The sequence below is a fragment of the Gluconobacter sp. P1C6_b genome, assembly GCF_018811945.1.
In the GTDB taxonomy this organism is placed as follows: domain Bacteria; phylum Pseudomonadota; class Alphaproteobacteria; order Acetobacterales; family Acetobacteraceae; genus Gluconobacter.
Genome location: NZ_JACRVU010000009.1, coordinates 75,599 through 98,466 on the forward strand (window position 1 = coordinate 75,599; position 22,868 = coordinate 98,466).

The 22,868-nt window shown below is 62.2% G+C and carries 21 protein-coding genes and 1 tRNA gene; 12 read left to right on the forward strand and 10 right to left on the reverse strand.

The window, feature by feature from the left end:
• Nucleotides 1–13: 13 nt before the first annotated feature.
• A complete protein-coding gene (locus KP701_RS08415; protein WP_215746780.1) occupies nucleotides 14–3,325 on the reverse strand; it encodes a Hint domain-containing protein in 3,312 nt (1,103 codons plus the stop codon).
• Nucleotides 3,326–3,518: 193 nt separating this feature from the next.
• On the opposite strand from KP701_RS08415, the gene KP701_RS08420 reads away from it, so the two are divergent.
• Nucleotides 3,519–3,899, forward strand: a complete 381-nt coding sequence (locus KP701_RS08420) for an ArsC family reductase (protein WP_215746781.1) — start codon at nucleotides 3,519–3,521, stop codon at nucleotides 3,897–3,899.
• Here the strand turns inward: KP701_RS08420 and KP701_RS08425 are convergent.
• A complete protein-coding gene (locus tag KP701_RS08425; protein ID WP_252345498.1) occupies nucleotides 3,874–4,779 on the reverse strand; it encodes a helix-turn-helix domain-containing protein in 906 nt (301 codons plus the stop codon). The two genes, KP701_RS08420 and KP701_RS08425, sit on opposite strands and share 26 nt — an antisense overlap.
• A gap of 429 nt (nucleotides 4,780–5,208) precedes the next feature.
• Here KP701_RS08425 and KP701_RS08430 point away from each other — a divergent pair, with 429 nt between their 5' ends.
• Both KP701_RS08430 and KP701_RS08435 read left to right on the forward strand, forming a co-directional pair.
• Nucleotides 5,209–7,680: a membrane-bound PQQ-dependent dehydrogenase, glucose/quinate/shikimate family gene (locus tag KP701_RS08430; protein WP_215746782.1), complete on the forward strand. Its 2,472-nt coding sequence runs from the start codon at nucleotides 5,209–5,211 to the stop codon at nucleotides 7,678–7,680.
• 127 nt (nucleotides 7,681–7,807) lie between these two features.
• A complete protein-coding gene (locus KP701_RS08435) occupies nucleotides 7,808–8,647 on the forward strand; it encodes a transporter (protein ID WP_252345502.1) in 840 nt (279 codons plus the stop codon).
• Between the two features lie 20 nt (nucleotides 8,648–8,667).
• On the opposite strand, the gene KP701_RS08440 is transcribed toward KP701_RS08435, so the two are convergent.
• Complete coding sequence (locus KP701_RS08440) at nucleotides 8,668–10,143, reverse strand: aminotransferase class V-fold PLP-dependent enzyme (protein WP_215746784.1); 1,476 nt, start codon at nucleotides 10,141–10,143, stop codon at nucleotides 8,668–8,670.
• A gap of 123 nt (nucleotides 10,144–10,266) precedes the next feature.
• On the opposite strand from KP701_RS08440, the gene KP701_RS08445 reads away from it, so the two are divergent.
• A complete protein-coding gene (locus KP701_RS08445) occupies nucleotides 10,267–10,728 on the forward strand; it encodes an Lrp/AsnC family transcriptional regulator (protein WP_215746785.1) in 462 nt (153 codons plus the stop codon).
• 51 nt (nucleotides 10,729–10,779) lie between these two features.
• Complete coding sequence (locus KP701_RS08450; RefSeq protein ID WP_215746786.1) at nucleotides 10,780–12,078, forward strand: amino acid permease; 1,299 nt, start codon at nucleotides 10,780–10,782, stop codon at nucleotides 12,076–12,078.
• Between the two features lie 4 nt (nucleotides 12,079–12,082).
• Here the strand turns inward: KP701_RS08450 and KP701_RS08455 are convergent, their stop codons facing one another.
• Entirely contained in the window at nucleotides 12,083–12,481 is a 399-nt protein-coding gene (locus KP701_RS08455) for a DUF4186 domain-containing protein (RefSeq protein ID WP_215746787.1), read from the reverse strand.
• Between the two features lie 174 nt (nucleotides 12,482–12,655).
• Between KP701_RS08455 and KP701_RS08460 the strand changes: the two genes are divergently transcribed.
• Nucleotides 12,656–13,609 carry an exodeoxyribonuclease VII large subunit gene (locus tag KP701_RS08460; RefSeq protein WP_371818927.1) on the forward strand — a complete coding sequence of 318 codons (954 nt, stop codon included), beginning with the start codon at nucleotides 12,656–12,658 and terminating at the stop codon, nucleotides 13,607–13,609.
• Here KP701_RS08460 and KP701_RS08465 read toward each other — a convergent pair.
• Together KP701_RS08465 and KP701_RS08470 are read right to left on the reverse strand one after the other, a co-directional pair.
• Nucleotides 13,606–13,833, reverse strand: a complete 228-nt coding sequence (locus KP701_RS08465; protein WP_215746789.1) for a hypothetical protein — start codon at nucleotides 13,831–13,833, stop codon at nucleotides 13,606–13,608. The two genes, KP701_RS08460 and KP701_RS08465, sit on opposite strands and share 4 nt — an antisense overlap.
• Nucleotides 13,834–13,965: 132 nt before the next feature.
• Nucleotides 13,966–14,418 (reverse strand): hypothetical protein, encoded by a 453-nt coding sequence (locus KP701_RS08470; protein ID WP_371818928.1) that lies wholly within the window; start codon nucleotides 14,416–14,418, stop codon nucleotides 13,966–13,968.
• Between the two features lie 187 nt (nucleotides 14,419–14,605).
• On the opposite strand from KP701_RS08470, the gene gap reads away from it, so the two are divergent.
• Both gap and KP701_RS08480 read left to right on the forward strand, forming a co-directional pair.
• Complete coding sequence (gap, locus tag KP701_RS08475) at nucleotides 14,606–15,628, forward strand: type I glyceraldehyde-3-phosphate dehydrogenase (RefSeq protein WP_215746791.1); 1,023 nt, start codon at nucleotides 14,606–14,608, stop codon at nucleotides 15,626–15,628.
• A 3-nt stretch (nucleotides 15,629–15,631) separates the two neighbouring features.
• A complete protein-coding gene (locus KP701_RS08480; RefSeq protein WP_215746792.1) occupies nucleotides 15,632–16,846 on the forward strand; it encodes a phosphoglycerate kinase in 1,215 nt (404 codons plus the stop codon).
• 319 nt (nucleotides 16,847–17,165) lie between these two features.
• Here the strand turns inward: KP701_RS08480 and rpoH are convergent, their stop codons facing one another.
• Entirely contained in the window at nucleotides 17,166–18,059 is an 894-nt protein-coding gene (rpoH, locus tag KP701_RS08485; protein ID WP_215746793.1) for an RNA polymerase sigma factor RpoH, read from the reverse strand.
• Nucleotides 18,060–18,303: 244 nt separating this feature from the next.
• On the reverse strand, nucleotides 18,304–19,272 hold the full coding sequence (locus KP701_RS08490) for an RluA family pseudouridine synthase (RefSeq protein WP_215746794.1): 969 nt from the start codon (nucleotides 19,270–19,272) through the stop codon (nucleotides 18,304–18,306).
• On the opposite strand from KP701_RS08490, the gene KP701_RS08495 reads away from it, so the two are divergent.
• On the forward strand, nucleotides 19,271–19,645 hold the full coding sequence (locus KP701_RS08495; protein WP_052327438.1) for a hypothetical protein: 375 nt from the start codon (nucleotides 19,271–19,273) through the stop codon (nucleotides 19,643–19,645). The genes KP701_RS08490 and KP701_RS08495 overlap by 2 nt on opposite strands.
• A 76-nt stretch (nucleotides 19,646–19,721) precedes the next feature.
• Complete coding sequence (locus KP701_RS08500; RefSeq protein ID WP_215746795.1) at nucleotides 19,722–20,198, forward strand: TspO/MBR family protein; 477 nt, start codon at nucleotides 19,722–19,724, stop codon at nucleotides 20,196–20,198.
• 22 nt (nucleotides 20,199–20,220) lie between these two features.
• On the opposite strand, the gene KP701_RS08505 is transcribed toward KP701_RS08500, so the two are convergent.
• Complete coding sequence (locus KP701_RS08505) at nucleotides 20,221–20,520, reverse strand: helix-turn-helix transcriptional regulator (protein WP_215746796.1); 300 nt, start codon at nucleotides 20,518–20,520, stop codon at nucleotides 20,221–20,223.
• A 126-nt stretch (nucleotides 20,521–20,646) separates the two neighbouring features.
• Between KP701_RS08505 and KP701_RS08510 the strand changes: the two genes are divergently transcribed.
• A complete protein-coding gene (locus KP701_RS08510) occupies nucleotides 20,647–21,732 on the forward strand; it encodes an alkene reductase (RefSeq protein WP_215746797.1) in 1,086 nt (361 codons plus the stop codon).
• 56 nt (nucleotides 21,733–21,788) lie between these two features.
• On the opposite strand, the gene rlmB is transcribed toward KP701_RS08510, so the two are convergent.
• The gene (rlmB, locus tag KP701_RS08515) at nucleotides 21,789–22,637 is read right to left on the reverse strand and encodes a 23S rRNA (guanosine(2251)-2'-O)-methyltransferase RlmB (protein ID WP_215746798.1); all 849 of its coding nucleotides are present in this window, start codon (nucleotides 22,635–22,637) and stop codon (nucleotides 21,789–21,791) included.
• Between the two features lie 69 nt (nucleotides 22,638–22,706).
• On the opposite strand from rlmB, the gene KP701_RS08520 reads away from it, so the two are divergent.
• Nucleotides 22,707–22,792, forward strand: a tRNA-Tyr gene (locus KP701_RS08520).
• Nucleotides 22,793–22,868 lie beyond the last annotated feature (76 nt).

Genomic DNA, 22,868 nt, shown 5'->3' on the forward strand with positions numbered 1-22,868 from the left:
GGGGCCTGAAGGATCAGGCGAACTTTGCGGCCGTTTCGACTGCGCGGTCTGCAAGATACGGGCCGGCGGCACGGATCTCGATGGAGAGCAGGGCAAGGCTGTCCTGATCGCGCTCGCCGAATGTCAGCAGGCCATTACCGGCCGTCCAGCGGCAGTCGGCATTGTCGGCAGCCTGCCAGCCATCCAGATCGGCCTGTGTCAGATGCGACGTGATGGAGCGCGTGGCACGGGAGTCGTACAGGACGACATCGCCGACCAGAACGCCCAGCTCACGACGGTCATCAACGAACGGTCCAACCGTCTCGGACGGACGGGCCGTGCGGGAGACGACGCGAACTGCACTCACCCCGGCAGGAATCATGAAGATTGCCCGGCCGGCGGCCTCGCGGCTCTGGCGGATGACCATGCCGTTATCGGCCACGAGATGCAGATCCGCATCCTGCGTCAGTTCGGCAGCAGCTTCATGGCTTTCCAGACCGGCAGCGATGGCGCGATCCGCAATCTGGCGGAACATCGGCTCCACCGTTGCGCGGTCCACGGTCAGGGCTGCGGCGGCGTCCTGCTCCCAACTCTTCTGACGGCCACCGAGGCTTGCGACTTCACCGTGCTGGGTGAAGCTGCGACGGTTGCCGGTGTCGAGATAGCTCTCGGTCAGCATGCCGTCCGCCATGATGACGGAGTGGTTTTCCGTCTCGATGTGGAAGTAGTCATAGACGCTGATGGAGCGGTCGTAGAACACCGAGCGGCCGTTGACGAGCATGCGGGTCGGGACGAAACGGCCATCGATGAAGAGGCAGTGTTCCGGCGTGACCAGCAGGTCCCTGTTCGGCACGTTCGCGGCAATCGCATCCTTGAGGATACGCACCGGATGACCGGAGAGGTCAGCCGAGGCGCCACCCTGTGCACGGACGCGCCTGCTGCCGACCCAGGTAACCTTGCGGCTGACGGGGCGGCCATCGACCCAGGCCGTAACCTCGTCGCCGATGCGCAGGTCTTCGACGGCCACGGTGCCGGAAGGCGTCGTGATCATCGTGCCGGGCAGGAAGCAGACTTCGCTGCCCTTGGCGAGCGTGACAACCGTGCTGCCGTCGCGGTCTTCGGTCAGCTCGGCATGATAGTCGGAATAATCACCTTCGAGATCGATGGTGTAGCTCGCATCACCTTCCGTGATGACGAGCGTGTCACCGTTGATGGCGGCCTTGGCCACGCCGGCATACTGCAGGCTGTCGATGTCGATATGGCCGCCGACGGCGAGGACCGTCTCGTCAATCTCGCCACCGGCATCCACCGTCAGCCAGGAGCCGGAAGCAACGGTGGTTTCGTCAGCCACGCCGCCGGAGAGAACCGTCTCGAAAGCGCCCTGCTGCAGCGTGGTGTGATCGGTGCGGCCAGCATCATACTGGGTGGACCCGCTGCCGACCGTCGTCTCGCTTGCCGTGCCGCCTGCGCTGATGAACTGCTGGCTTCCACCCTTCACCGTGGCGCTGACGGAGGCACCATACACGTAGTCCATGCCCTGTTGGTCGAGGACGGTGCCAACGGCGGTGCCGCCTGCGCTGACCGTCTCATGGGCATGACGTGTGATGGTGCTGCCGCTGGTGTAACCGCCGGACAGGACGTTGATCTTGCCAAGCGTGGTGGCGCTATCGCCGAAGGCCGAGCCTGCAACCGTGTCCTGACCGCGGATGATGGTCGCGCCGTTCTCGACGCCGCCGGCCTGAACCGTCTCGAAAGCCTGACCGCCGCTGAGCAGCGTGCCGACCGTCGAGCCGCCGGACTGGACGGTGATGTTGCCCTTGGTTTCGGTCGTGCCGCTGGCAAATCCGCCGCTGGCAACCGTCATGGAGCCACCCGTGATGGTGGTGCCTTCCGCAATGCCGGAATCGAGGAGCATACCGCCGCTGACAGCCGTGTTGATGGCCTGTCCGGTCGCGCTGACGACTTCGCTGCCGTTGACCAGGTTCGTGCTGACGCTGCGGCCACCAGCCTCGACTGTTTCCGTCCCGCCGGTCACGCTGGCATTGTAGCTCTTGCCATCGGACAGGACATCGAGCACGCCGCCGGTGTTGACGGTCTCGCTGGCGCCCGTGCCGCTGGCATTGATCTTCTCGACGCCGCCACTGTTGATGGTGGTGTCGAAGGACATGCCATACTGGCCGACGACTTCCGTGCCGTCTGCGTTCACGACGGTGTTCTGCGAGATCCCGTTGTCGTACTGGACGGCACCCGTGGACAGCGTTGCATGGTCGGCCAGACCGTCAGCGTTGACGATCTGGAGGCTGTTGGTCGACAGCGTGGCGTCCTGCGACGTTCCGTCCACATAATCCATGCCCTGATAGGACAGGGTCGTGCCGGAAGCGACCGCGCCTGCGCTGACATATTCATGGCCATGGGTGCTGACGGTCGTGCTGGCAGCCGTTGCGCCGGACGCGATATGCAGTTCGCCGACGCCGGAGACGACGTCATTGACGGCCGTGCCGGACAGCCATTCCTTGGCGCCGTTGGCGATCGTGGATGCGGAGTCCACGGCGCCCGAAGCGACGCTCTGGAACGCGGCGCGACCACTGATGACGGCCCCGCTCGTGACGCCGCCGGATTCGACAACCGACCAGCCGCTGGTGTTCTGCGTACCGACCGCGACGCCACCGGCCTCGACGGTCAGGGTGCCACCGCTGAGCGTGGTGCCGAGCGCCGAACCAGCATCATACAGATTGCCGCCGGAAAGGGTCGTGCCGCTGGCAACGCCATGGGCATAAACCTGCTCGTAGGCACCGGCATTGACGGTCTCGTTGACGGACCTGCCGCTCAGGACAACGTCGAAGCCGCCGCTGTTGACGACCGTGTTGTAGGACGAGCCGCCCTTGCCGGTGTGGTCGCCGGAGTCGCTGTACTCGACCATGCCGCCGCCATTGTTGATGACGGTGTTGGTCATCGTGCCGCCATCGACATAGACCGCATAGTTGCCCTGCGAGTTCACAGTGACATCTGTCGCGGAGCCGTTGCCCTGGACCGTCATGCCGCCGTCGTTGAGGACAACGCCCGAGGCGCTCGCGCCATTCAGGACGATGAACTGGTCATGGAAAACGGTCGTATCCACCGCGGAACCGCCGCTGCGGACGATGACGGACTGGTTCTGCTCCTCGGTTCCGGCCGCGCCGGAAATGGAGGTGGCGGAAATCACGCCACCATCGAGAACGTCAACCGAACCGCCGTCGAGAACGGTGGTCGAAACCGTGCTTCCACCGGAGGACACGATCAGGATGTCGCCACTGGAAACGGTGGAACCGCTGACTGACTTGCCAGATGTAACTGTCTGTTCGCTCATGGAATGCCCGCCACGAAGGTGGTTAATAGTTTGTTAACTATGCACTCCACAAAAAAATTAACAACCGGTTTTTGGCTTTTCCAACAAAACGTGACTGCCGGGAACATCTTTCGACGCGTTTGTGGGAACGCCCGGCGCATGGTTTCATGACAGCGATCGCCCCCTTTGCGGCGGGAAAAGAGGAACAGGATTCATGGGCGCATCTGTCACGATTTATGGCATTTCCAACTGCGACACGATGCGCAGGGCGCGCGCATGGCTGGGCGAGCACGGGGTCGCGTTCATCTTCCACGACTATCGCAGGGACGGTGTGGATCGCTCACGTCTTGAAGGTTGGGTGGCCCGGCTGGGATGGGAGAAACTGCTGAACCGGTCGGGAACGACGTTCCGGAAGCTGTCGCCAGAGCTTCGGGAGGGCCTAGATGCGGAGCGGGCCATTGCGCTCATGCTGGAACATCCGGCCATGATCCGCCGTCCGGTTCTGGAAGGTCCGGGCCTGTTACTGGTCGGGTTCCGCCCGGACGATTATGCGGCGAGCCTGTCAGACTTCAGCGCTCAAGACCAAGCGCCCTGATCTTGCGGTGCAACGTGGCGCGGCTCACCCCCAGAAGGCGGGCGGCGGCGCTGACATTGCCGTGGACCGTCGCCAGCGCGGAGTAAATGACCTGCGCTTCAGCCCGACGGAAACTGGGCTCTTCCTGCGCATCGAGCAGGGGCAGCAGGGCCGGGAGGCTGGACAGTTCGCCTTCTGGCCAGTTCATGTGCCGGCGGCTGGCATGTGTCGCACCCCGGACATGACCGTCACGGTCGAGAGCGACCAGCATCGACGAGGATGACGTGGACGGTCCCAGGGTCACGATCATGTCCTGCCCGAAGCGGTCATGAAACAGTTTTTCCTCCACGCGCCGGGCCGTCGTCAGGAGCGCGTCCATGAGCAGGGGCGCGGCGGGCACGACGTTCTCGGCCGTAAATGAACTGATATCCATCGTGCCTGCGAGTTCCCCGATGGAATTATATACTGGTACGGCCATGCCCGTGAGCTTGCGGAAACACAGCCGCCAGTGCTGGTCGTGCACGACCATGACGGGCCGTTCCTCACGCAGGCAGGTGCCGATGGCATTGGTCCCGGCGTTCTGCTCGTCCCACACCGCTCCTGCCTGAAAACGCCAGCGTCGGCAGCCGCTGAGCTGGCTGCGCTGTGTGTGGCGGGAGAGGACGATGCCGCTGGGATCGGCCAGCATCACCATGAAGTCCAGCGGGTCCACCAGCCGGTGCAGATGCTGCATTTCGGGCAGTGCACTCTGGATCAGACGCTGCGTGCGGCCGCTGACGAAGCGCAGTTCCGGCTGGCTGAGGACCTGTGTTTCCCAGCGCTCGGACGGATCCAGATTGTAGTTCGTGGAGCACCTTGCCCATGAATCGGACAGGCAGGTGCGGGACATGGTTGTGGTCATCGCGCCCCTCGGGCGGCGACATAAGACACCGGGTGTCGAAAACCTGTCGCAGTTCTGCGACAGGTGCGACGCGGACGGTCACAATCGGGTGAGTGTTCAACGATGTGGGATAGCCCCCGCCGAACGGAATCAGGAATGACGGGTCCCGGAAAAGGTAAAACGTTGTGTGTCAGGTGGGTTTCTTCGCAAGCCATCGGTAACGCAGCGCTCCTTGTCTTTTCCGGTTCAGTGCTGTGGATCGGAAGGGAAGCAGGCATGAAGCCGGAGCTTTTGCAAGCGCTGGTCACTGTCCTTCCTGACGTACGAACAGGGCTGACCCGTCCGCCACAGCCATGACGGAGCGCAAACGGTATCGCGTTCCGCCGATGATCAGGAAAGACAAATCATTTCAGAGAGAATGGTTTTCGTTTTTCGCAAGAACGAGGTGTCATGTCTGCTTCACTCCAGAGGGTAATGTCTCCATTAACCTCTATCCTGCTCGCGCTTGTCGGGCTTTTCCTGCTGGGAGGGGGAGGATATCTCCTCATTCTCGGCGGTTCGTGGTTCTATGCCCTTGCGGGCCTCGTGATGCTCGCGGCTGCTGGTATCAGCTTCCGTAACCCGCTGCTGGGCGCGCGTCTGTACGCAGCGCTTCTGCTGGTGGCGACCGTCTGGTCCGTTCTTGAGGTCGGGTTCGACATCTGGGGCCTGGAAGTCCGCCTGTTCACGCTCGTCGGCATTGCAGCCTGGATGCTGCTGCCGTGGGTGTGGCGCACCGGTCATAACTGGGTGTCGGACAAGCGCGAACTGCTCGGTTCTGCCGCCATCGCGATGGTTGCGATCATCGCAAGCTGCTTCACGTCCTACTCCATCAACGGCACGCTTCCCGCAGACCGCATGGCGGCGACGGGGCAGTCCGATCTGACGGCCAAGGACACTCCGGAAGCTGACTGGCCGGCCTATGGCCGCACGGTGGGTGGTGACCGCTACAGCCCGCTGGGCCAGATCACGCCGGCGAACATCAGCAACCTCAAGCGCGCCTGGGTGACCCGCACGGGTGACGTCCAGAAGGCCGATGAAGGTGTGGTTGCCGGCCCGGATCAGGGACACGAGTTCAATCTTGAAGTTACCCCGATCAAGATCGATGACACGCTCTATCTGTGCACGCCGCATAACTGGGTCATGGCGCTCGATGCCAAGACCGGCAAGGTGAAGTGGAAGTTCGATCCCAAGCCTGCTGCCGAGGATCTGGCCGCGAACGTCTATCTGGCCTGCCGTGGCGTGTCCTATTACAAGGCGCCGGATGACTATCAGGCTCCGGACGGGTCCAAGGCCTGCCAGAAGCGCATTTTCTCCCCGGTCGGCGACGTGCGCCTGCTGGCTGTCGATGCTGAAACCGGCAAGCCCTGCGAAGACTTCGGCGAGCACGGCTTCATCTCCCTGCGCCAGTATCTCGGTCATGTTCCGCATGGCTTCCACTTCGTGACGTCGCCGCCGCTGGTGGTGAAGGATCGCGTGGTTCTGGGCGGCTGGATCTTCGACAACCAGGCGAATTTCGAACCGTCCGGTGCAATCCGTGCGTTCAACCCGATCACGGGCGAAATCGAATGGGCCTGGGATGCCGGTCACAACCCGGAAAACTGGAAGCCCGGCCCGAACGACGAGCTGACGCGTGACACGCCGAACGCCTGGGGCGTCTACACGGCCGATCCGGATCTGGGTCTGCTCTATCTGCCGATGGGTAACTCCCCGCCAGACAACTGGGGTGGCTCGCGCCGTCCGTTCGACGACGCAACCTCCAGCGCCACGATCGCCCTTGACATTGAGACGGGTGAGCGCCGCTGGACCTTCCAGACCGTGCATCACGATCTGTGGGACATGGATCTGGCGATCGGACCGTCCATGGTCGATCTGCCGGGCCCGAATGGCGAGAACATTCCTGCTCTGATCCAGACCACCAAGCGCGGTGAGTTCTTTGTTCTGGACCGTCGTACCGGCAAGCCGGTTCCGGGTTATCCGGTTGAGGAACGTCCGGTTCCGACCGCGGGTGTTGCAGCGGATGACCATGTCTCCCCGACGCAGCCTTACGCTGTCGGCCTGCCGTCCCTGACGCCGCCGGACCTCAAGGAAAGCGACATGTGGGGCGCGACGCTGCTGGATCAGATGATCTGCCGCATCCAGTTCCGCCAGTCCGCTTACGAAGGTCAGTTCACGCCGCCGCATGTTGGCAAGACGACGATCGTCTATCCAGCATTCTATGGTGTGGTTGACTGGCAGGGCGCCTCCATCGATCCGCAGCGCAAACTGCTGATCGCCAATGCGAGCTACCTGCCGTTCCGGATCCGTCTGGAGCACCGTCAGAAGGCTGAAAACGCTGGCATCCTGCCGAAGTGGAACGGTCAGGGCGACAAGCCGGAAGCCAAGGGCGACGCTCTGAGCGTGTCCCCCGATTACGGTACGCCGTACATCGCCTACACCAGTCCGTGGCTGAACCCGCTCGAGATCCCCTGCAAGGGACCGGTCTGGGGCAAGATCACGGCCATCGATCTGGTGACCAAGAAGATCGTCTGGCAGCACCCCGTCGGCACCACGCGCGACACGGGTCCTTTCCGGACGCATAACAACCTTCCGCTTCCGACCGGTATGTACAACATCGGCGGCAGCGTCCTGACCAAGGGTGGCGTGTCCTTCATGGGGGCTACGGCCGACGATTACCTGCGCGGTTTCGACATGTCGAACGGCAAGGTCATCTGGCAGGACCGTCTGCCCGCAGGTGGACAGGCCACGCCGATGTCCTATCAAATCGATGGGAAGCAGTATGTTGTGATCGCCGCAGGCGGTCATGGGGGCCTTGGCACCCGCAGCGGTGATTATATCATCGCCTATACCCTGAACGGGGAACAGGGCGCAGCCGCGCACTGATCGTCCGGTCATGAATGGAGCGTGTCCCTGGCGGGCACGCTCCACACTCCCATTAATATCTATGGAAATTCACGTCATGCGTTGCAAATTCACGCTCGGAGTGCGCCTTGGTGCCCTGGCAGTCTGCATGCCTGCTGTTGCTCTCGTTCCGGGCTTTGCCGCGCATGCCGCAGATATTCCACTGGCCATTATCGGACCGCATGAATACGACCTTCCGGTGGATTTCAAGCCGTTCAACGTGGTCGTGCAGTACGGTGACGGGAACGCGGCCGGTTCCGTCTATGACAGTGGCGGCCAGCGCCGGGCGCGGGGGGGCAGTCATACCTGGAGCGGCATGACGAAATACGTGCATTTCCGCAGTTTCGACGCGATCCCGCATGTCAGCTTCGCCTTCGAGCTGATTCAGTCCGAGGCGTACACTCTGGCCAACGGGCAGAACTGGGGCGGTCTGGGCACGACGATTGTCGGACCGGCCGGATGGTTCAAGCCCAACAAGCACAGTACGCTCGGCATCCAGACCTTCATGGAAACCCCGTCAGGCACGCGGGATTCCATGGCGATGCATTACTGGGCCAACCTGTCGAGCATCATTTTCGACTACGAATGGAAGCATTTCAGCTTCGACGGCGATCTGGGCAGCGTCGTAAGTTCGACCAAACACCGTAATGGCGAACACAGCTATTCAGCCGGCAACGTGTTCTACACGAACCTGCGTTTCAGCTGGAAAGCCTCGTCACGTTTTGAGCCGTTCTTCTCGCTCGACTGGCAGAACAGCGGCGGCATGCATGACAACACCTCCAACCTCTGGGTCGCCAATTCAAGCAGTCGCGAGACGGCGCTGGGCGTCGGTGCAATGATCTACGTCACCAAGCGCCTGTCGATCACGCCGCGTTATTCCCATTCCGTCGAAGGTCGCAACGTGGCGGAAACGAACGCCTATTACATGAAGATCGCCTATCTGTTCTGAGACCGTGTCCGCGGCCTGTTTCAGGCCGCAGCCTTCGGACGAAAGCGAGCCGTGGTGATGTCGCAGTCATACTGCGCTGCCGTTTCGCAGGGATTGCTGGCGAGTTCATTGACGGCGCTCAGAATGCGCTCGACCTTGCTGTCATCCATCAGCACACTGAAATTCAGGCGCGTCCAGCCGGGCTTTTCGATTTCCTGACCCGAGAGAATGGCGCTGCGGATCAGGCCGGATTCACCTTCATCAATCCCCAGAAGCCGATGCGCATACGGCCCCGCGCAGGCACAGCCGCCGCGGACCTGAATGCCGTAACGGTCCGACAGCATGCGCGTGAAAAGCTGCTGGTGAATGAAGCCGCCATTCTTCACATCGCGGATGCGGAACGAGAAAATCGGAAGAGCCTCGGCTGTCGGATGGCCGAGGATTTCAATGGCCGGATTGGCGCTCCAGGCCTTCACGGCGCGCGCGCGCAGTTCGGCATTGCGCTGCGCCATATAGGTCGCCCCGATGACGTCCTTGACGATGAAGGCCAGAGCCGCGCGGATATCTCCGATCACGTTCGGCGTCCCGCTCTCCTCGCGTGCGGCGAGGTTCGCGGTGTAATCGTGGTTCCAGGGCGAGACGAAACGCACCGTGCCACCGCCCGGAAGAACAGGCGTTGTGCGGGGCATCGCCTCATTGCGCACGATCAGCACGCCCGATGCCGCCGGGCCACCAATGAACTTGTGGCAGGACACGACAACCGCATCCTTTTCAAACGGCGTGCCCGGCTGCATGTCGATCGGGCAGTACGGGCCAGCCCCGGCATAATCCCAGATGGACAGCGCATCGTGTTTCTTCAGCAGGGCTGTGACCGCATTCACATCCGTCAGAATGCCCGTCACGTTGGAGGCAGCCGAGAAGGAACCGATCTTCAGCCGATCCGCCGGGCAGGCTTTCAGCGCCTGTTCCAGAACACCCAGAGCCGGCCCACCTTCCGCAGCCTCGGGGATTTCGACGATTTCCGCACCGCTCTCACGCCAGGGCAGGATGTTGGAGTGATGCTCGTAAGGGCCGATGAAAACGGTCGGACGCTTTCCGGCTTCGCACAGGGCCGGGATCTCCAGCAGGTGAACCAGACGGTTCAGCCCGGCCGTGGCGCCATTGCCCATGAAAATGGTCGTGAAATCGGGGGAGGGGGCATGGCAGAACTGTGCGATCATGGCGCGGGCGCTGTTGCGCAGGCGCGTCATGTAGGCGCCGCAGAAAGATGCTTCGGTATGGCTGTTGGCGTAGAACGGCAGGATTTCGTCCATGATGAACGTCTCGATCTGCTTCAGTGCGCGGCCTGAGGCGACATAATCGGCATAGAGCAGGGACTGCGTGCCGAACGGCGTCGAGAACTTCGCGCCATCTCCGATCACACCCCTGGCAAGCGCGGCAAGCCCGTTATTGCGCAGCGTCTGTTCGAACTGTTCGAGAATGGCAGTGCTGTTGTCGAGATTGCCGATCGTTTCCATGGCGCGATGTTTTCCCCGTCCGTAATAGTCCTGCGTGCTGAAAGGACGATAGACCGATGGAAAGAGTAAAAACCGCTCCTTTTTTGAGTATGAAAAATCCTTTTTGTGGTCATATAAAGCGATATGGCCAGAAAACTCGATCAGACGGACAGGGCGATCCTGAGAATCCTGCAAAAGCAGGGCACCCCCTCCCAGCGTGAACTCGCCGAGAAGGTGGGCCTGTCGCAGAATGCCTGCTGGCGGCGGCTGAACGCCCTGCGCGAGGATGGGGTGATCGCCCACGACACAGTGCGGCTCAACGCAGCCGCACTGGGCCTGACCCTGACGGTCTTCGTACTGATGCGCACACGCCATCATTCGCGCGAATGGTTCGAGACATTCCGCCAGGTGGTCGGTTCGATACCGAACATAGTTGATTTTTATCGGATCGCGGGTGAATACGATTATCTTCTGAAGGTGGTGGCCTGCGACATGAACGATTTCGATCGTGTCTATCAGCAGATCATCAGCAAGGTGGAGCTTGATGCCATCACCTCGTACATGACCATGGAAACCCTGGCGGACAACAGGGACCTTCCGGTCTGAAGCGTCCTTCTTCTGAAGCCTCTCCCGTCCACAGCAGGAAGCCCCTTGTCCATGAGCCAGCCCGACCAGCTTGCCCACAGTCTGCGTACGCGCCATGTCGTCATGATCGCTCTGGGAGGGGTGATCGGGGCGGGATATTTCATTGGGGCGTCCGCGGCACTCTCGCTGGGCGGTCCTGCGGTGCTGCTGTCCTATGCGCTTGCCGGAACGCTGGTGTTCCTGGTCAATCTGATGATGCGCGATCTGGCGCTTAAGGTACCGGGACGCGCGTCGTTCCTGCGGCAGATCCAGTATGCGCTCGGCAATCGGGCCGCTTTCGTGGCTGGCTGGGCGTACTGGCTGACCTGGATCATCGCGATTGCGGTGGAAGTCATTGCCGTGGCGACGATGCTCGCGCCCTATATCCCGCTGCCTTATGCCGTGCTTGAAATCCTCATCATGGCGCTGATGACCGGCGTGAACCTCATGTCTGTCAAAGGTTATGGCGAGTTCGAATACTGGTTCTCCGCCATCAAGGTTCTGGCAATCGTCTCCTTCATCGGGATTGGCGTCTGGGCGCTGCTGAGCCGTCCCATTCCCGTTCATGACAACCTGTTTGCGCACGGGGGCCTGCTCCCGCATGGCTGGCTGGCGCTTCTGGCCGTGATCCCGACCATCCTGTTCTCGATGGGCGGTAGCGAGATTTCCACCGTCGCGGCCGTTGAATCGGACAATACCGAGCAGAACATCGTCCGCGCCACGCGCTCCATCGCGCTGCGGATCGGCGGGTTCTATCTCGTCTCCATCGCGCTCGTGCTGTGTCTGGTGCCGTGGAGCGATGTCGTGTCGGGCTATTCCCCGTTCCTGCTGGTGTTGCATCGCCTGCATGTGCCGTTCGCGGATGTGGCGCTGGCGATCGTGGTGATGACGGCGGCGCTCTCCAGCCTCAATTCCGGGATCTATGTGACGTCCCGCATCCTGTACGAACTAGCGGAATCCGGCTCCGCGCCGGGCCTGTTCCTGACGGTGGATGCATCCACGAAACTTCCCCGCCGCGCCATTCTGGTCAGTGCGCTGGCGTCCATTCTGGTCGCCGCCGTGGCCGTGCTCTCGCCGACGCTGATTTTCGGCCTGCTGGTCAGTCTGACGGGTGGATTCATGGTGTTCAACAACACCATGATCGTGGCGGGCCGCCTGAAACTCGTGCCGGAATCTCCCTGGAAGGCTTATGCGGCTTTGGTGCTGATCGGATGCACGCTGATCGCCATGCTGATCCAGCCCGAAACGCGCTCGCAGATCATTCTCGGTGCGTTTGCACTCCTGCTGATCTTTGTGGCGGAGCGGTTTGTGCCGCGCCGTCAGCCAGACTGAGGCTTTAGAAAAGAGCCCCCTGCGCGGGGCTTTCGGGTACGCGGCGTCCGAAATCCCGCTCGATCCAGCTTCGCAGCACAAGCAGGATCTGCGCCTGCTGCTCCGCCGTCAGCGCTTTTCCGGGTGCCATGCCGTACCATTTGGATAGGCAACTCCGGCAGCACGCTCCGGTGGCGTGCTGCGCGATAAAGACCGGATGGCCACGCATGGGCGTCTGCTTGCCATCGCGGGGCGGATGAGCCGGAGCCAGACGTTCGGCGATGAAGGCCGCACCATGCTCCATGACGGCATCAAGGCCCCGGCTTTCGAGATAGAGTCGTGCCTGATCGTCCAGATGAAAGCGGGTTCGGAACCGGGAGCGGGCAAGGCGTTCAAACAGCTCTTCGGGATCAAATCGGCTCACCAGCCCACAACCTTCTGAAAAACAGGCAAAAAATCGCGTGAGAGGGCGTCAGCCCTCTGTAAGAACATTTGTTCTTTCTCCATATGGTAACGGATGGACGCTTTTCCGAGACGCTCCCGCTCATCTTCCGCGGCGGGAGATATAACAACACTGACAGTACTCTCTCCGATTCAGGTGCAGGATCTGTTTTCTGCCCGGCTGGACGAGATCTGCGCCGCTTTCGATGAATGGGGCTTTCCGCTGGTCGTGGCGGGACAGCTCGGCGATGCCGCGCCCAATGCCTATCCCAAATATTACCAGCTTCCCCTGACCGATCCGCAGTTCGGAACCACCCTCGCTCTCGAAGTGCAGAAATCCATTCTGGCGCGGGCGGAAGTCGGCCCCGGCGATCATGTCCATGTCACCGGCATGCTGCGCGCCCGGCAGTATCGCGGGCAGGTCGTCCTGCGCTTCGAGGTCGTGGCCGTGGAACTCCACGATCCCGGCCGACAGAAGGTCGAGCGTGTGGAGCGTTCCGTTCTGGATGTCCTGCGCGGACTGCCCTGCGCGTTTCATCCCTATCCCACACGGCCTGACGCGCGGCTTCTTCTGATCCATTCTGCAGCGTCCAGCGCATTGGTGGCGGAGGATTTTCTTCAGGCCCTCGGCGGCGCCTGCCGCCCGGAACGTGTACGAAGCCTGCCGACGGCCATGAGCGATCCCGGCCGTCTGGCGGAGGCGATCCGCACCTGCCGGGAAGACATCATCGTCCTGATCCGCGGGGGCGGGGACGTGTCCGATTTCGTGGTGTTCGAAAACCCACTGGTGCTGGAGGCTCTGGCCGTCTGTCCCGCGCATCGCGTTCTGGGGCTGGGCCATACGGCAAACCGGACCCTGGCCGAGCGCGTCGTGGACCATGCCGCAACAACGCCCGCCGATGCCGGGCATTACATCAGGCGCATGAGTGGCAAGGTCTGGCAGGAACAGGAAGAAGCCCGGGCCCAGCAGGAAGAAATGGCGGCCCTCCGGGACAGCGTGACGCAGACTGTCGTGCCTGAACGGACGCCGATCGGAATACGTCTGCGCAACGGGCTGATCCTGCTCGCGATTGGCGTGGTGCTGGGGCTGCTTCTGACCCGCCTGCTTTAAGGAACAGATGTTTCCCGGAGTGTTCCGGTCATCCGCAGAGCGGCGACGGTCATGGCGCCAAGAAACATGCACAGACCGAGGCGACCATCCCTGTGACCCTGTGGCAGCACGAAACCGGCACACAGGATACCCAGCGTCAGTTCGGCCCCGGTCCTGTATCCCGCAGCGCCGCTGATGACGCCTGCAACTCCGGTCAGGGCAAACAGAGCCTCTGTTCTGGACATAGCTTCGGGCTCCGTTTCATCGTGATCCGGAAAACCGTAACGCCTAGAACAGGAATACGTCAATTTGAAACCGAAATGGTCCTGATCCGGTGGCAGCAGTCCGAAAAGGACTGCTGCACACCTCGTCGGGGATCAGCGCACGTCGACGCGGACGGACGGTTTGGTGGTCGACGGATCGGTGATGGCGTGCATTTCGATCTGGATGGGCTGCGCACCAGCCTTCTCAAGATGGGACGCCACGACCGCCGCCAGATGATTGGTCACGTCCGTCAGGGCCTGTGCCTGGGCGTCGGGCGTGGGTTGCGGCGGGGCAAAGGCCTGCACGACGAAGAGCACGTTCGCCTTGCGCGACAGGGCGGCCTTTGCGGCGCGTTCCACGACGGGACCGTATTCGGATTCCGGCGTCCCGCCTGCGATCGCCAGGAACGGGGCATGCGGCGGCGGCGCAGGCGGCGCGGGCGGAATATAGGGATGAGGGGGCTTGCCCGCATTCGGGTTGAACGTGCGCTGGTCCAGCAGCTTGCACCCCGAGAGCAGGGGCGCGGCCAGCAGCAGCCCTCCCATCAGGAGGGCGGACCGGGGCACAGGACCCCGCGGCGAACGGAAATGTCGGACAAAAGATGCCATATCGCGCGGAACCGTCGCAGGAACGGAGGCTTTGAGCAAGATTATAGAGTCAACTTCATGAAAAACTGTTGATGCCCCCTGTTGCTCCGCTGTGGCGGTGCTATGGAAGATGCCCGAGTTTTCAAGGAACGGAGTAGGGCAGGTCATGGCTGTAAAAATCGCGATCAACGGTTTCGGACGGATCGGACGGCTGGTGCTGCGTGGCATCATCGAAAGCGGACGTACGGATGTCGAAGTTGTCGCCATCAACGATCTGGGTTCGGTCGAGGCCAACGCACACCTGCTGGCCTATGACAGCACGCATGGCCGCCTTCCGGGAACTGTCCGCGCCGAAGGCAGCAGCCTGATCATCGAAGCCAATGGCCGCACTTATGGTCCGATCAAGGTGTCCGCCGAGCGCAACCCGGCACAGGTCCCATTCCAGGGCGTCGATGTGGCGATGGAGTGCACGGGCCTGTTCACGTCCCGCGAGAAGGCGTCTGCCCTGCTGGAAGCCGGTGCCAAGCGCGTCGTCATCTCCGCTCCGGCCACGGATGTCGATGCGACGATCGTTTACGGCGTGAACAACGACGTCCTGACGCCGGACATGAAGATCATCTCCAACGCGTCCTGCACCACGAACTGCCTCGCTCCCGTGGCGTCGGTTCTGGACAAGGCCTTCGGAATCGAATGTGGCTATATGGTCACGATCCATTCCTACACGGGCGACCAGCGCACGGTGGATACCCTGCACAAGGATCCGCGCCGCGCCCGCGCCGCCGCCCTGAACATGATCCCGACCTCCACGGGCGCTGCCAAGGCCGTCGGTCTGGTCCTGCCGCACCTGAAGGGCAAGCTGGACGGAACCTCCATCCGCGTTCCGACGCCGAATGTTTCGGTCGTCTCGCTGGACTTCGTGCCGACGCGCACCCCGGCCTCAGCCGAAGCCGTTAACGAAGCCATCCGTGCCGCTTCGCTCGAAGGCTCCCTGAAGGGTATCCTCGAATACAACACGGCGCCGCTTGTCAGCTCCGACTTCAATCATGACAAGGCATCCTCGATTTTTGACGCGACGCAGACGGTCCTCGTCGATGGTGGCAAGATGGTGCGGGTCTGCTCCTGGTACGACAACGAGTGGGGCTTCTCCAACCGCATGGCCGACACGGCCGCCCTGTTCGGGAGCCTCTGAGTGATGGCCTTCCGCACCCTTGATGGTGTGGACGCACGCGGCAAGCGCGTGCTGGTCCGCGCCGACCTTAATGTTCCGATGCATGACGGCATCATCACCGATGACACCCGTCTGCAGCGGGTTGCCCCCACCATCCGCGAACTGGCCGACAAGGGCGCGCGCGTCGTGGTGTTCAGCCATTTCGACCGCCCCAAGGGTCAGGTCGTCCCGGCCATGTCCCTGCGTCCGATCGCGCTGAAGCTCGGTCAGATCCTCGGTCAGCCGGTCGGCTTCGTGGCCGAATGTGTCGGCCCGACCGTGGAAGCCGCTGTGGGCGCCATGGCCGACGGCGATATCATCGTCCTCGAAAACACGCGCTTTCATGCGGGTGAAGAGGCCAATGACCCGGAGTTCGCCAAGGCTCTGGCGCAGAACGGCGACATCTTCGTCAATGACGCATTCTCGGCCGCGCATCGCGCCCATGCCTCGACCGAAGGCGTGGCCCACGATCTGCCGTCCTTCGCCGGACGTCTGATGCAGGCCGAACTGAGCGCCCTGTCCGCCGCTCTGGAAAATCCGGAGCGTCCCGTCGGTGCGATCATCGGTGGCTCCAAGATCTCGACGAAGCTCGACCTGATCGGGAATGTTATCGAGAAGGTGGACACGCTGTTCATCACAGGCGCGATGGCCAACACCTTCCTGGCGGCTGAAGGCATGAATGTGGGCAAGTCCCTGCAGGAAGCCGACATGCACGAGACGGCGCGCAAGATCGCCCATCTCGCACAGGAAAAGGGCTGCGAGATCATCCTGCCGGTCGATGCGGTTGTGGCGCGCGAGTTCAAGGCCAATGTCCCGACTGAGACCTGCCTGATCGGTGAAGTCCCGGACGATGCCATGATTCTGGATGCCGGTCCGCGTACGGTCGAGCTGATCCGCGACCGTCTGGATACGCTCAAGACGCTGGTCTGGAACGGCCCGCTCGGTGCGTTCGAGATCGCACCGTTCGACAAGGCGACGGTTGAAGTTGCGCAGTATGCCGCGCAGCTTACGGAAGAAGGCAAGCTCAAGACGATCGCCGGGGGCGGTGACACGGTTTCGGCCCTGCGTCATGCAGGCGTCGCGAGCGAGATGACCTATGTCTCAACGGCAGGCGGGGCTTTCCTCGAATGGTTGGAAGGCAAGATCCTGCCGGGGATTGAGGTGCTTCGCTCCGCGGGCCATGATCTGGGGCTCGAATAAAACAAAAGCCGGGGAAGGTGACTTCCCCGGCTTTTTTATGCGCTGTGGTCTTGCCGTCTGTCAGGCCTATGACCACCCGCTCCGCCATCGACAGGAGAGCCTGTCCTGAGCGGTCGGCCGGAGGGGATGCTGCTGTCTCCCTCCAAAACTGAATCGCAATCCGCTTATTCCGACCGGTTCAATGCTGACGGGAGCCAGAACCACGGCTTCTGCCCCCCCCGGGTTCCGCGGCCTGAAGTGGAGCGTGACTGGTTTTCCAACACTAAAAAACCCCGCTGGAGCACGGCTCCGGCGGGGTTTTTCGTAAAAAGATGTTTCCTCAGGCCTGAAGCCCGTTTTCGCGGCGGCGATGCTCGACTTCGGCGGCCATGGCCTTCTGAAGCTTCTCCATCGCACGGGCCTCGATCTGGCGGATACGCTCCCGCGAGACGTTGTAATGATGGGACAGCTCTTCCAGCGTGGAAGGCTCTTCCTTCAGGCGACGCTCGCTCAGGATATGACGCTCACGCTCGTTCAGCGTCATCATGGCCTGATCCAGCAGAGCCTTGCGACCCGTGAACTCTTCGGATGCCGCGTAGGTCTGTTCCTGATTCTCGTGATCATCCACGAGCCAGTCCTGCCACTCGCCTTCACCGTCGATGCGCAGCGGCGCATTGAGGCTGTGGTCGGGCGCGGCCAGACGCTGGTTCATCGAAACCACGTCCTGCTCCGGCACGCCGAGCGTCGTTGCAATGGAATTGACCTGTTCCGGCTTCAGATCGCCGTCATCAATGGCCTGCATCTGCCCCTTGAGGCGACGCAGGTTGAAGAACAGCTTCTTTTGTGCGGCGGTTGTGCCCATCTTCACCAGCGACCAGCTGTGCAGAATGTATTCCTGCATGGCGGCGCGGATCCACCACATGGCGTAAGTGGCAAGGCGGAAGCCACGCTCCGGATCGAACCGGCGCACGGCCTGCATCATGCCGATATTGCCCTCGCTGATGAGTTCGTTCACCGGCAGGCCATAGCCACGGTAGCCCATGGCGATCTTTGCCACGAGACGCAGATGGGAGGTGACGAGGCGGTGTGCCGCGCTCGTGTCCTCATCCTTGCGCCAGCGCCGGGAGAGATCGAGCTCTTCCTGCGGCGTCAGCAGCGGGAACTTGCGGATTTCCTGAAGGTAGCGGGTCAGGTTGTTTTCGGGACCCACTGAAATGACGGCTGGGGATGCCATGATCTTCGACTCCTTTCGCCCGGGGCTTAACCCGCATCCGGATGAGATGGAGACTCATACGGACCGGCGACGGGATAGTTCCGTCTGACCCAGGTGACGCATTGGGAAGGACTTTCACGTCCCCGACCGTCAGCCCCCGGACTGGGCGACCTCTGGTGGTACGATCCATTCCGGCGGCGCGTCAGCTCGTCGGATGAGCTGTTTATGACAGGCTCAGCCAAAAAAGTCAATGGCCTTTGAAGGTTTAGCCGATCAGTCGCTTTTTCAAGGTCTGGAAGTCTTCAGGGGGCGCAGTTTCGAAGGAAAGCTGCTTTTTGGTCCGCGGATGGATGAATCCGAGTCGGGTCGCATGGAGCGCCTGACGGGGGAAATCAAGGGCCGCTTCCTTCGCATCCTGCGACAGACCGCGCGCTGCTGCGGGAATCCGGCGCAGATAGACCGGGTCTCCGAGCAGGGGGTGGCCTGCGTTCGAAAGGTGAACACGGATCTGATGGGTCCGTCCAGTGGCGAGGCGACATTCGATCAGGGAGACGGCGGCCTGAAAAGGTTCGATCAGTTTGAAGCGTGTCAGCGCGACCTTGCCGCCACTTCCAACAACGGCCATGCGTTTGCGGTCCCGCTTGTCGCGGCCGATATTGCCGTCGAACTCGCCCTCGGTGGGAAGCAGCCCCCAGGCAAGCGCCAGGTAGGCGCGGTCGATATCGCGTGCGGCAAAGGCTTCGGACAGCGCGTTATGCACCATCGCCGTCTTGGCCACGACCATCAGGCCGGACGTATCCTTGTCCAGACGATGCACAATTCCCGGACGTTTCTCGCCGCCAATGCCCTCGAATCCTTCCCCGCAATGCCCGAGCAAGGCGTTGACCAGCGTGCCGGTCTCGTTGCCCGGGGCAGGGTGGGTGACGAGCCCGGCCTGCTTGTCGAGTACGATCAGGTCGTCATCTTCGTACAGGATACTGAGCGGGATCTGTTCGGCGACCGGTCGGGCAGGGGTGGGGGCGGGGAAGGTGAGCACCATTTCCATGCCGTCGCGCAGCGTTTCCGCAGGCTCGCAGACCGTCTTTCCATTGACGGAAAGATTGCCGCTTTCAATCAGGGCCTTGACCCGGGAGCGGGAAACCGTGCCGATGGCGTCCGCCAGCGCCCGGTCGGCCCTCTGGCCAGCCGTAGACGCATCGACAACAAGACGGAATGGGGAAACAGGATCAGACATGACACAGGGTGTAGCCGAGGAAATGGCGAACAGCGAGTCGCAGACACCAAAAGCGCTTCTGGCCGCCGTGATTTTGATGGGCGTGCTGATCATTGCGGCCGTCTTCGGGCTGATCGGCGTGATTGCCTACCGTTTTCTGCATCCCCGTCCGAGCGTCACGGCGACCGTACCGCTGGCTGAGGGCGGCTTTTCCCGTCTGGCGCTGCCGCTGGGTGCGGGCGAGCATATCACGGCGGTCACGTCCCGCCCGGATGGTCTGATGGCCGTGACGCTGAGCGGGGCGGGAAGTGACCGGGTTCTGCTGTGGAATCCGGAAGCCGGGAAGATCGCCGCCGAGCTCGATTTCGGAACGCCTGCACCGTCCACGCCGTGACCTGACCGGGATGCTCGCTGAACCGTGAGCCCTGCTGCCGCGTTAAGGCAGCAGGATTTATGAAGGATCAGGGATTATGGGACGTCTGATTGATGCGGTCGTGGCGGCCGGCACGGTTTTCGGAGTTCAGTACGCTGCACGGGAAATCAGCCCGGCCGACGATCAGTCCACCCGCCGCTGGTATGAGCATCTGAACAAGCCGCATTTCAATCCGCCCGGTCCAGCCTATGCCGTGATCTGGACGCTGCTTGACGGGCTGCTGGCCTGGTCGGGCTATCGATTGCTGCGGGCGGAAAAGTCCTGTTGCCGGACAGCGGCGCTTGTTCTGTGGGCGCTGTGCGTTGCGGGCGTGGCCGGATTTCCGTTCTTCGTGTTCCGCAAGCGCCAGCTCGGGACGGGGCTTGCCATCTGCATTGGCCTGATCATGACGTCTGGTGCCTCGATCCGCACAGCGCACAAGGTGGACTGCAAGGCGGCCGCGATGCAGGTGCCCTTCTTCGTCTGGCTGATTTTCGCAACCTGCATCCACGAACAGATCTGGCGCCGGAACTGAAATCCGGCCTCTGCGTCGTCTTTCAGGGGACGTTGAGGACAGCCGTCAGAAGCCCGGGGAACCGCGTGTCGAGTTCTTCGCGGCGCAGGGAATTGCGATGCTGGACGCCCTCGATGCGTGTCCGCAGGATTCCGCTGTCCCGCAGAACCTGAAAGTGATGCGACATGCTGGATTTGGGCCGCGTCCCGATCAGCGTGGCGCAGTTCGCTTCCCCGACCCGCGCCAGATGTCGCACGATCTCCAGACGTGCGGGATCGGCCAGGGCTCGCAGCACCAAAGTCAGTTCGAACGTCGCGGGCGCAGGATGGTCGTAGGCAGCCATGGGGGTCTTATCCCTTTCCTGAGATTTTATCGCAACACCTGCTTTGTTCGACTCGTATCAAACAAAATGCTTGCCTTGTTCGAATTTTGCCGAACAATATGAGGGCCTGTCCAGAGGAGACAAGTGATGCCAACCCTGTTCGATCCCATTGATTTCGGTCCCATTCACGCGAAAAACCGGATCGTGATGTCCCCGCTGACGCGTGGACGTGCCGACAAGGAGGCCGTTCCGACCCCCATCATGGCGGAATACTACGCCCAGCGCGCCAGTGCGGGGATGATCATCACGGAAGCCACGGGTATCTCCCGCGAAGGTCTGGGCTGGCCGTTCGCACCGGGAATCTGGTCCGATGCACAGGTCGAGGCCTGGAAGCCGATCGTGGCCGGTGTGCATGCAAAGGGCGGAAAGATCGTCTGCCAGCTCTGGCACATGGGCCGCATGGTCCACTCGTCCGTGACCGGAACGCAGCCCGTCTCGTCCTCCGCGACCACGGCCCCCGGCGAGGTTCATACCTATGAAGGCAAGAAGCCGTTCGAGCAGGCCCGGGCAATCGATGCCACGGATATCAGCCGCATTCTGAACGATTACGAGAACGCCGCCCGCAATGCGATCCGCGCCGGTTTCGACGGCGTTCAGATCCATGCCGCCAATGGTTATCTTATCGACGAGTTCCTGCGAAACGGCACGAATCACAGGACGGATGAATACGGCGGCGTCCCCGAAAACCGCATCCGCTTCCTGAAAGAAGTCACTGAGCGCGTGATCGCCGCCATCGGAGCCGAACGCACAGGCGTGCGTCTGTCCCCCAACGGCGATACGCAGGGCTGCATCGACAGTGCGCCGGAGACGGTTTTCGTCCCGGCCGCAAAGCTGCTTCAGGATCTGGGTGTGGCCTGGCTCGAACTGCGCGAACCGGGCCCGAATGGTACGTTCGGCAAGACGGACCAGCCCAAACTGTCCCCGCAGATCCGCAAGGTGTTCACGCGCCCGCTGGTGCTCAATCAGGACTATACGTTCGAGGCCGCGCAGAAAGCCCTGGCGGAAGGCCATGCTGATGCGATTGCCTTTGGCCGCAAGTTCATCTCGAACCCCGACCTGCCGGAGCGCTTCGCCCGCGGCATCGCCCTGCAACCTGATGATATGAAAACCTGGTACAGTCAGGGTCCGGAAGGATACACGGACTACCCGTCCGCCACATCCGGCCCCGACTGACCGTCAGCTTTCCGGGAGCATGTCCTGCTCCCGGAAAGCTGTTCAGGCCGTGTTTCTCAGACCGGGCGAACCAGTTCGTAAAGCGCCACGGCCGCCGCATTGGAGACGTTCAGGCTCTCCATGTCGCCGGGCATGTAGACGCTGGCGATTTCGTCACAGGTCTCGCGCGTCAGCCGACGCAGCCCGGCGCCTTCTGCCCCGAGTACAAGGGCCACGCGACGCCCGGCAAAGCTCTTGCCATCCAGACGCGTGCCACCGGCATCCAGCCCGACAACCCAGAAATCCTCGGCCTGAAGCGCCTGAAGCGCGCGGGAAAGATTGACCTCGCGCAGGATGGGTACGACATCAAGCGCGCCCGACGCAGCCTTCGCCATCGCACCGCTTTCCTGCGGGGCGTTGCGGTCCTGCACGAGAAGGGCAGCGGCTCCGAACGCTGCGGCCGACCGGAGGATCGCGCCGATATTGCGCGGATCCGTCACCTGATCCAGCACCAGAACCGGGCCCTTGCGCTCGACGATATCAGGAATGGCCAGCGTCTCCAGCGGTTCGACCCGCAGGCAGACACCCTGATGGACGGCATCGCGCTCACACAGCCGGTCGAGGCGCTCACGATCCACGATCTGCGGTTTGCGGGATGCCTTTTCGAATGAGGCTGCAGCCTCGCGCGTGGCCAGAAAGTCATGGATGACGCGCTCGGGATTGGCGAGCGCGGCCTGTACGGCATGATGTCCGTAAATCCAGTAGCCGGGGCCGGAACTGGCGGCATGGCCACGACCGGAACGGCCACCCCGTTCTCTGGTGCGACCACCAGACTGGGAAGAGCTGTGATCGGCAGTGCCGGCGGGAGGAGCGGAGCGATCCGTGATACGATCGGGGGCGGAACGGGAGGGAGATCTTCTGGCCATAAAAAAGCATATAATCGACAACAGGCGATTGACATAGCCGTCAATCCGCCATATCCCAACCGCCGACCCGGAGAGGTGCCCGAGTGGCTAAAGGGGGCGGACTGTAAATCCGCTGGCGTACGCCTACGTTGGTTCGAATCCAACTCTCTCCACCATCTGAAAACCGCAGAAAACTGCGACTTTCAGGGGGTCCACAGAATAAGGGGCAGGAAATGCCTCTTAATTTCTGTG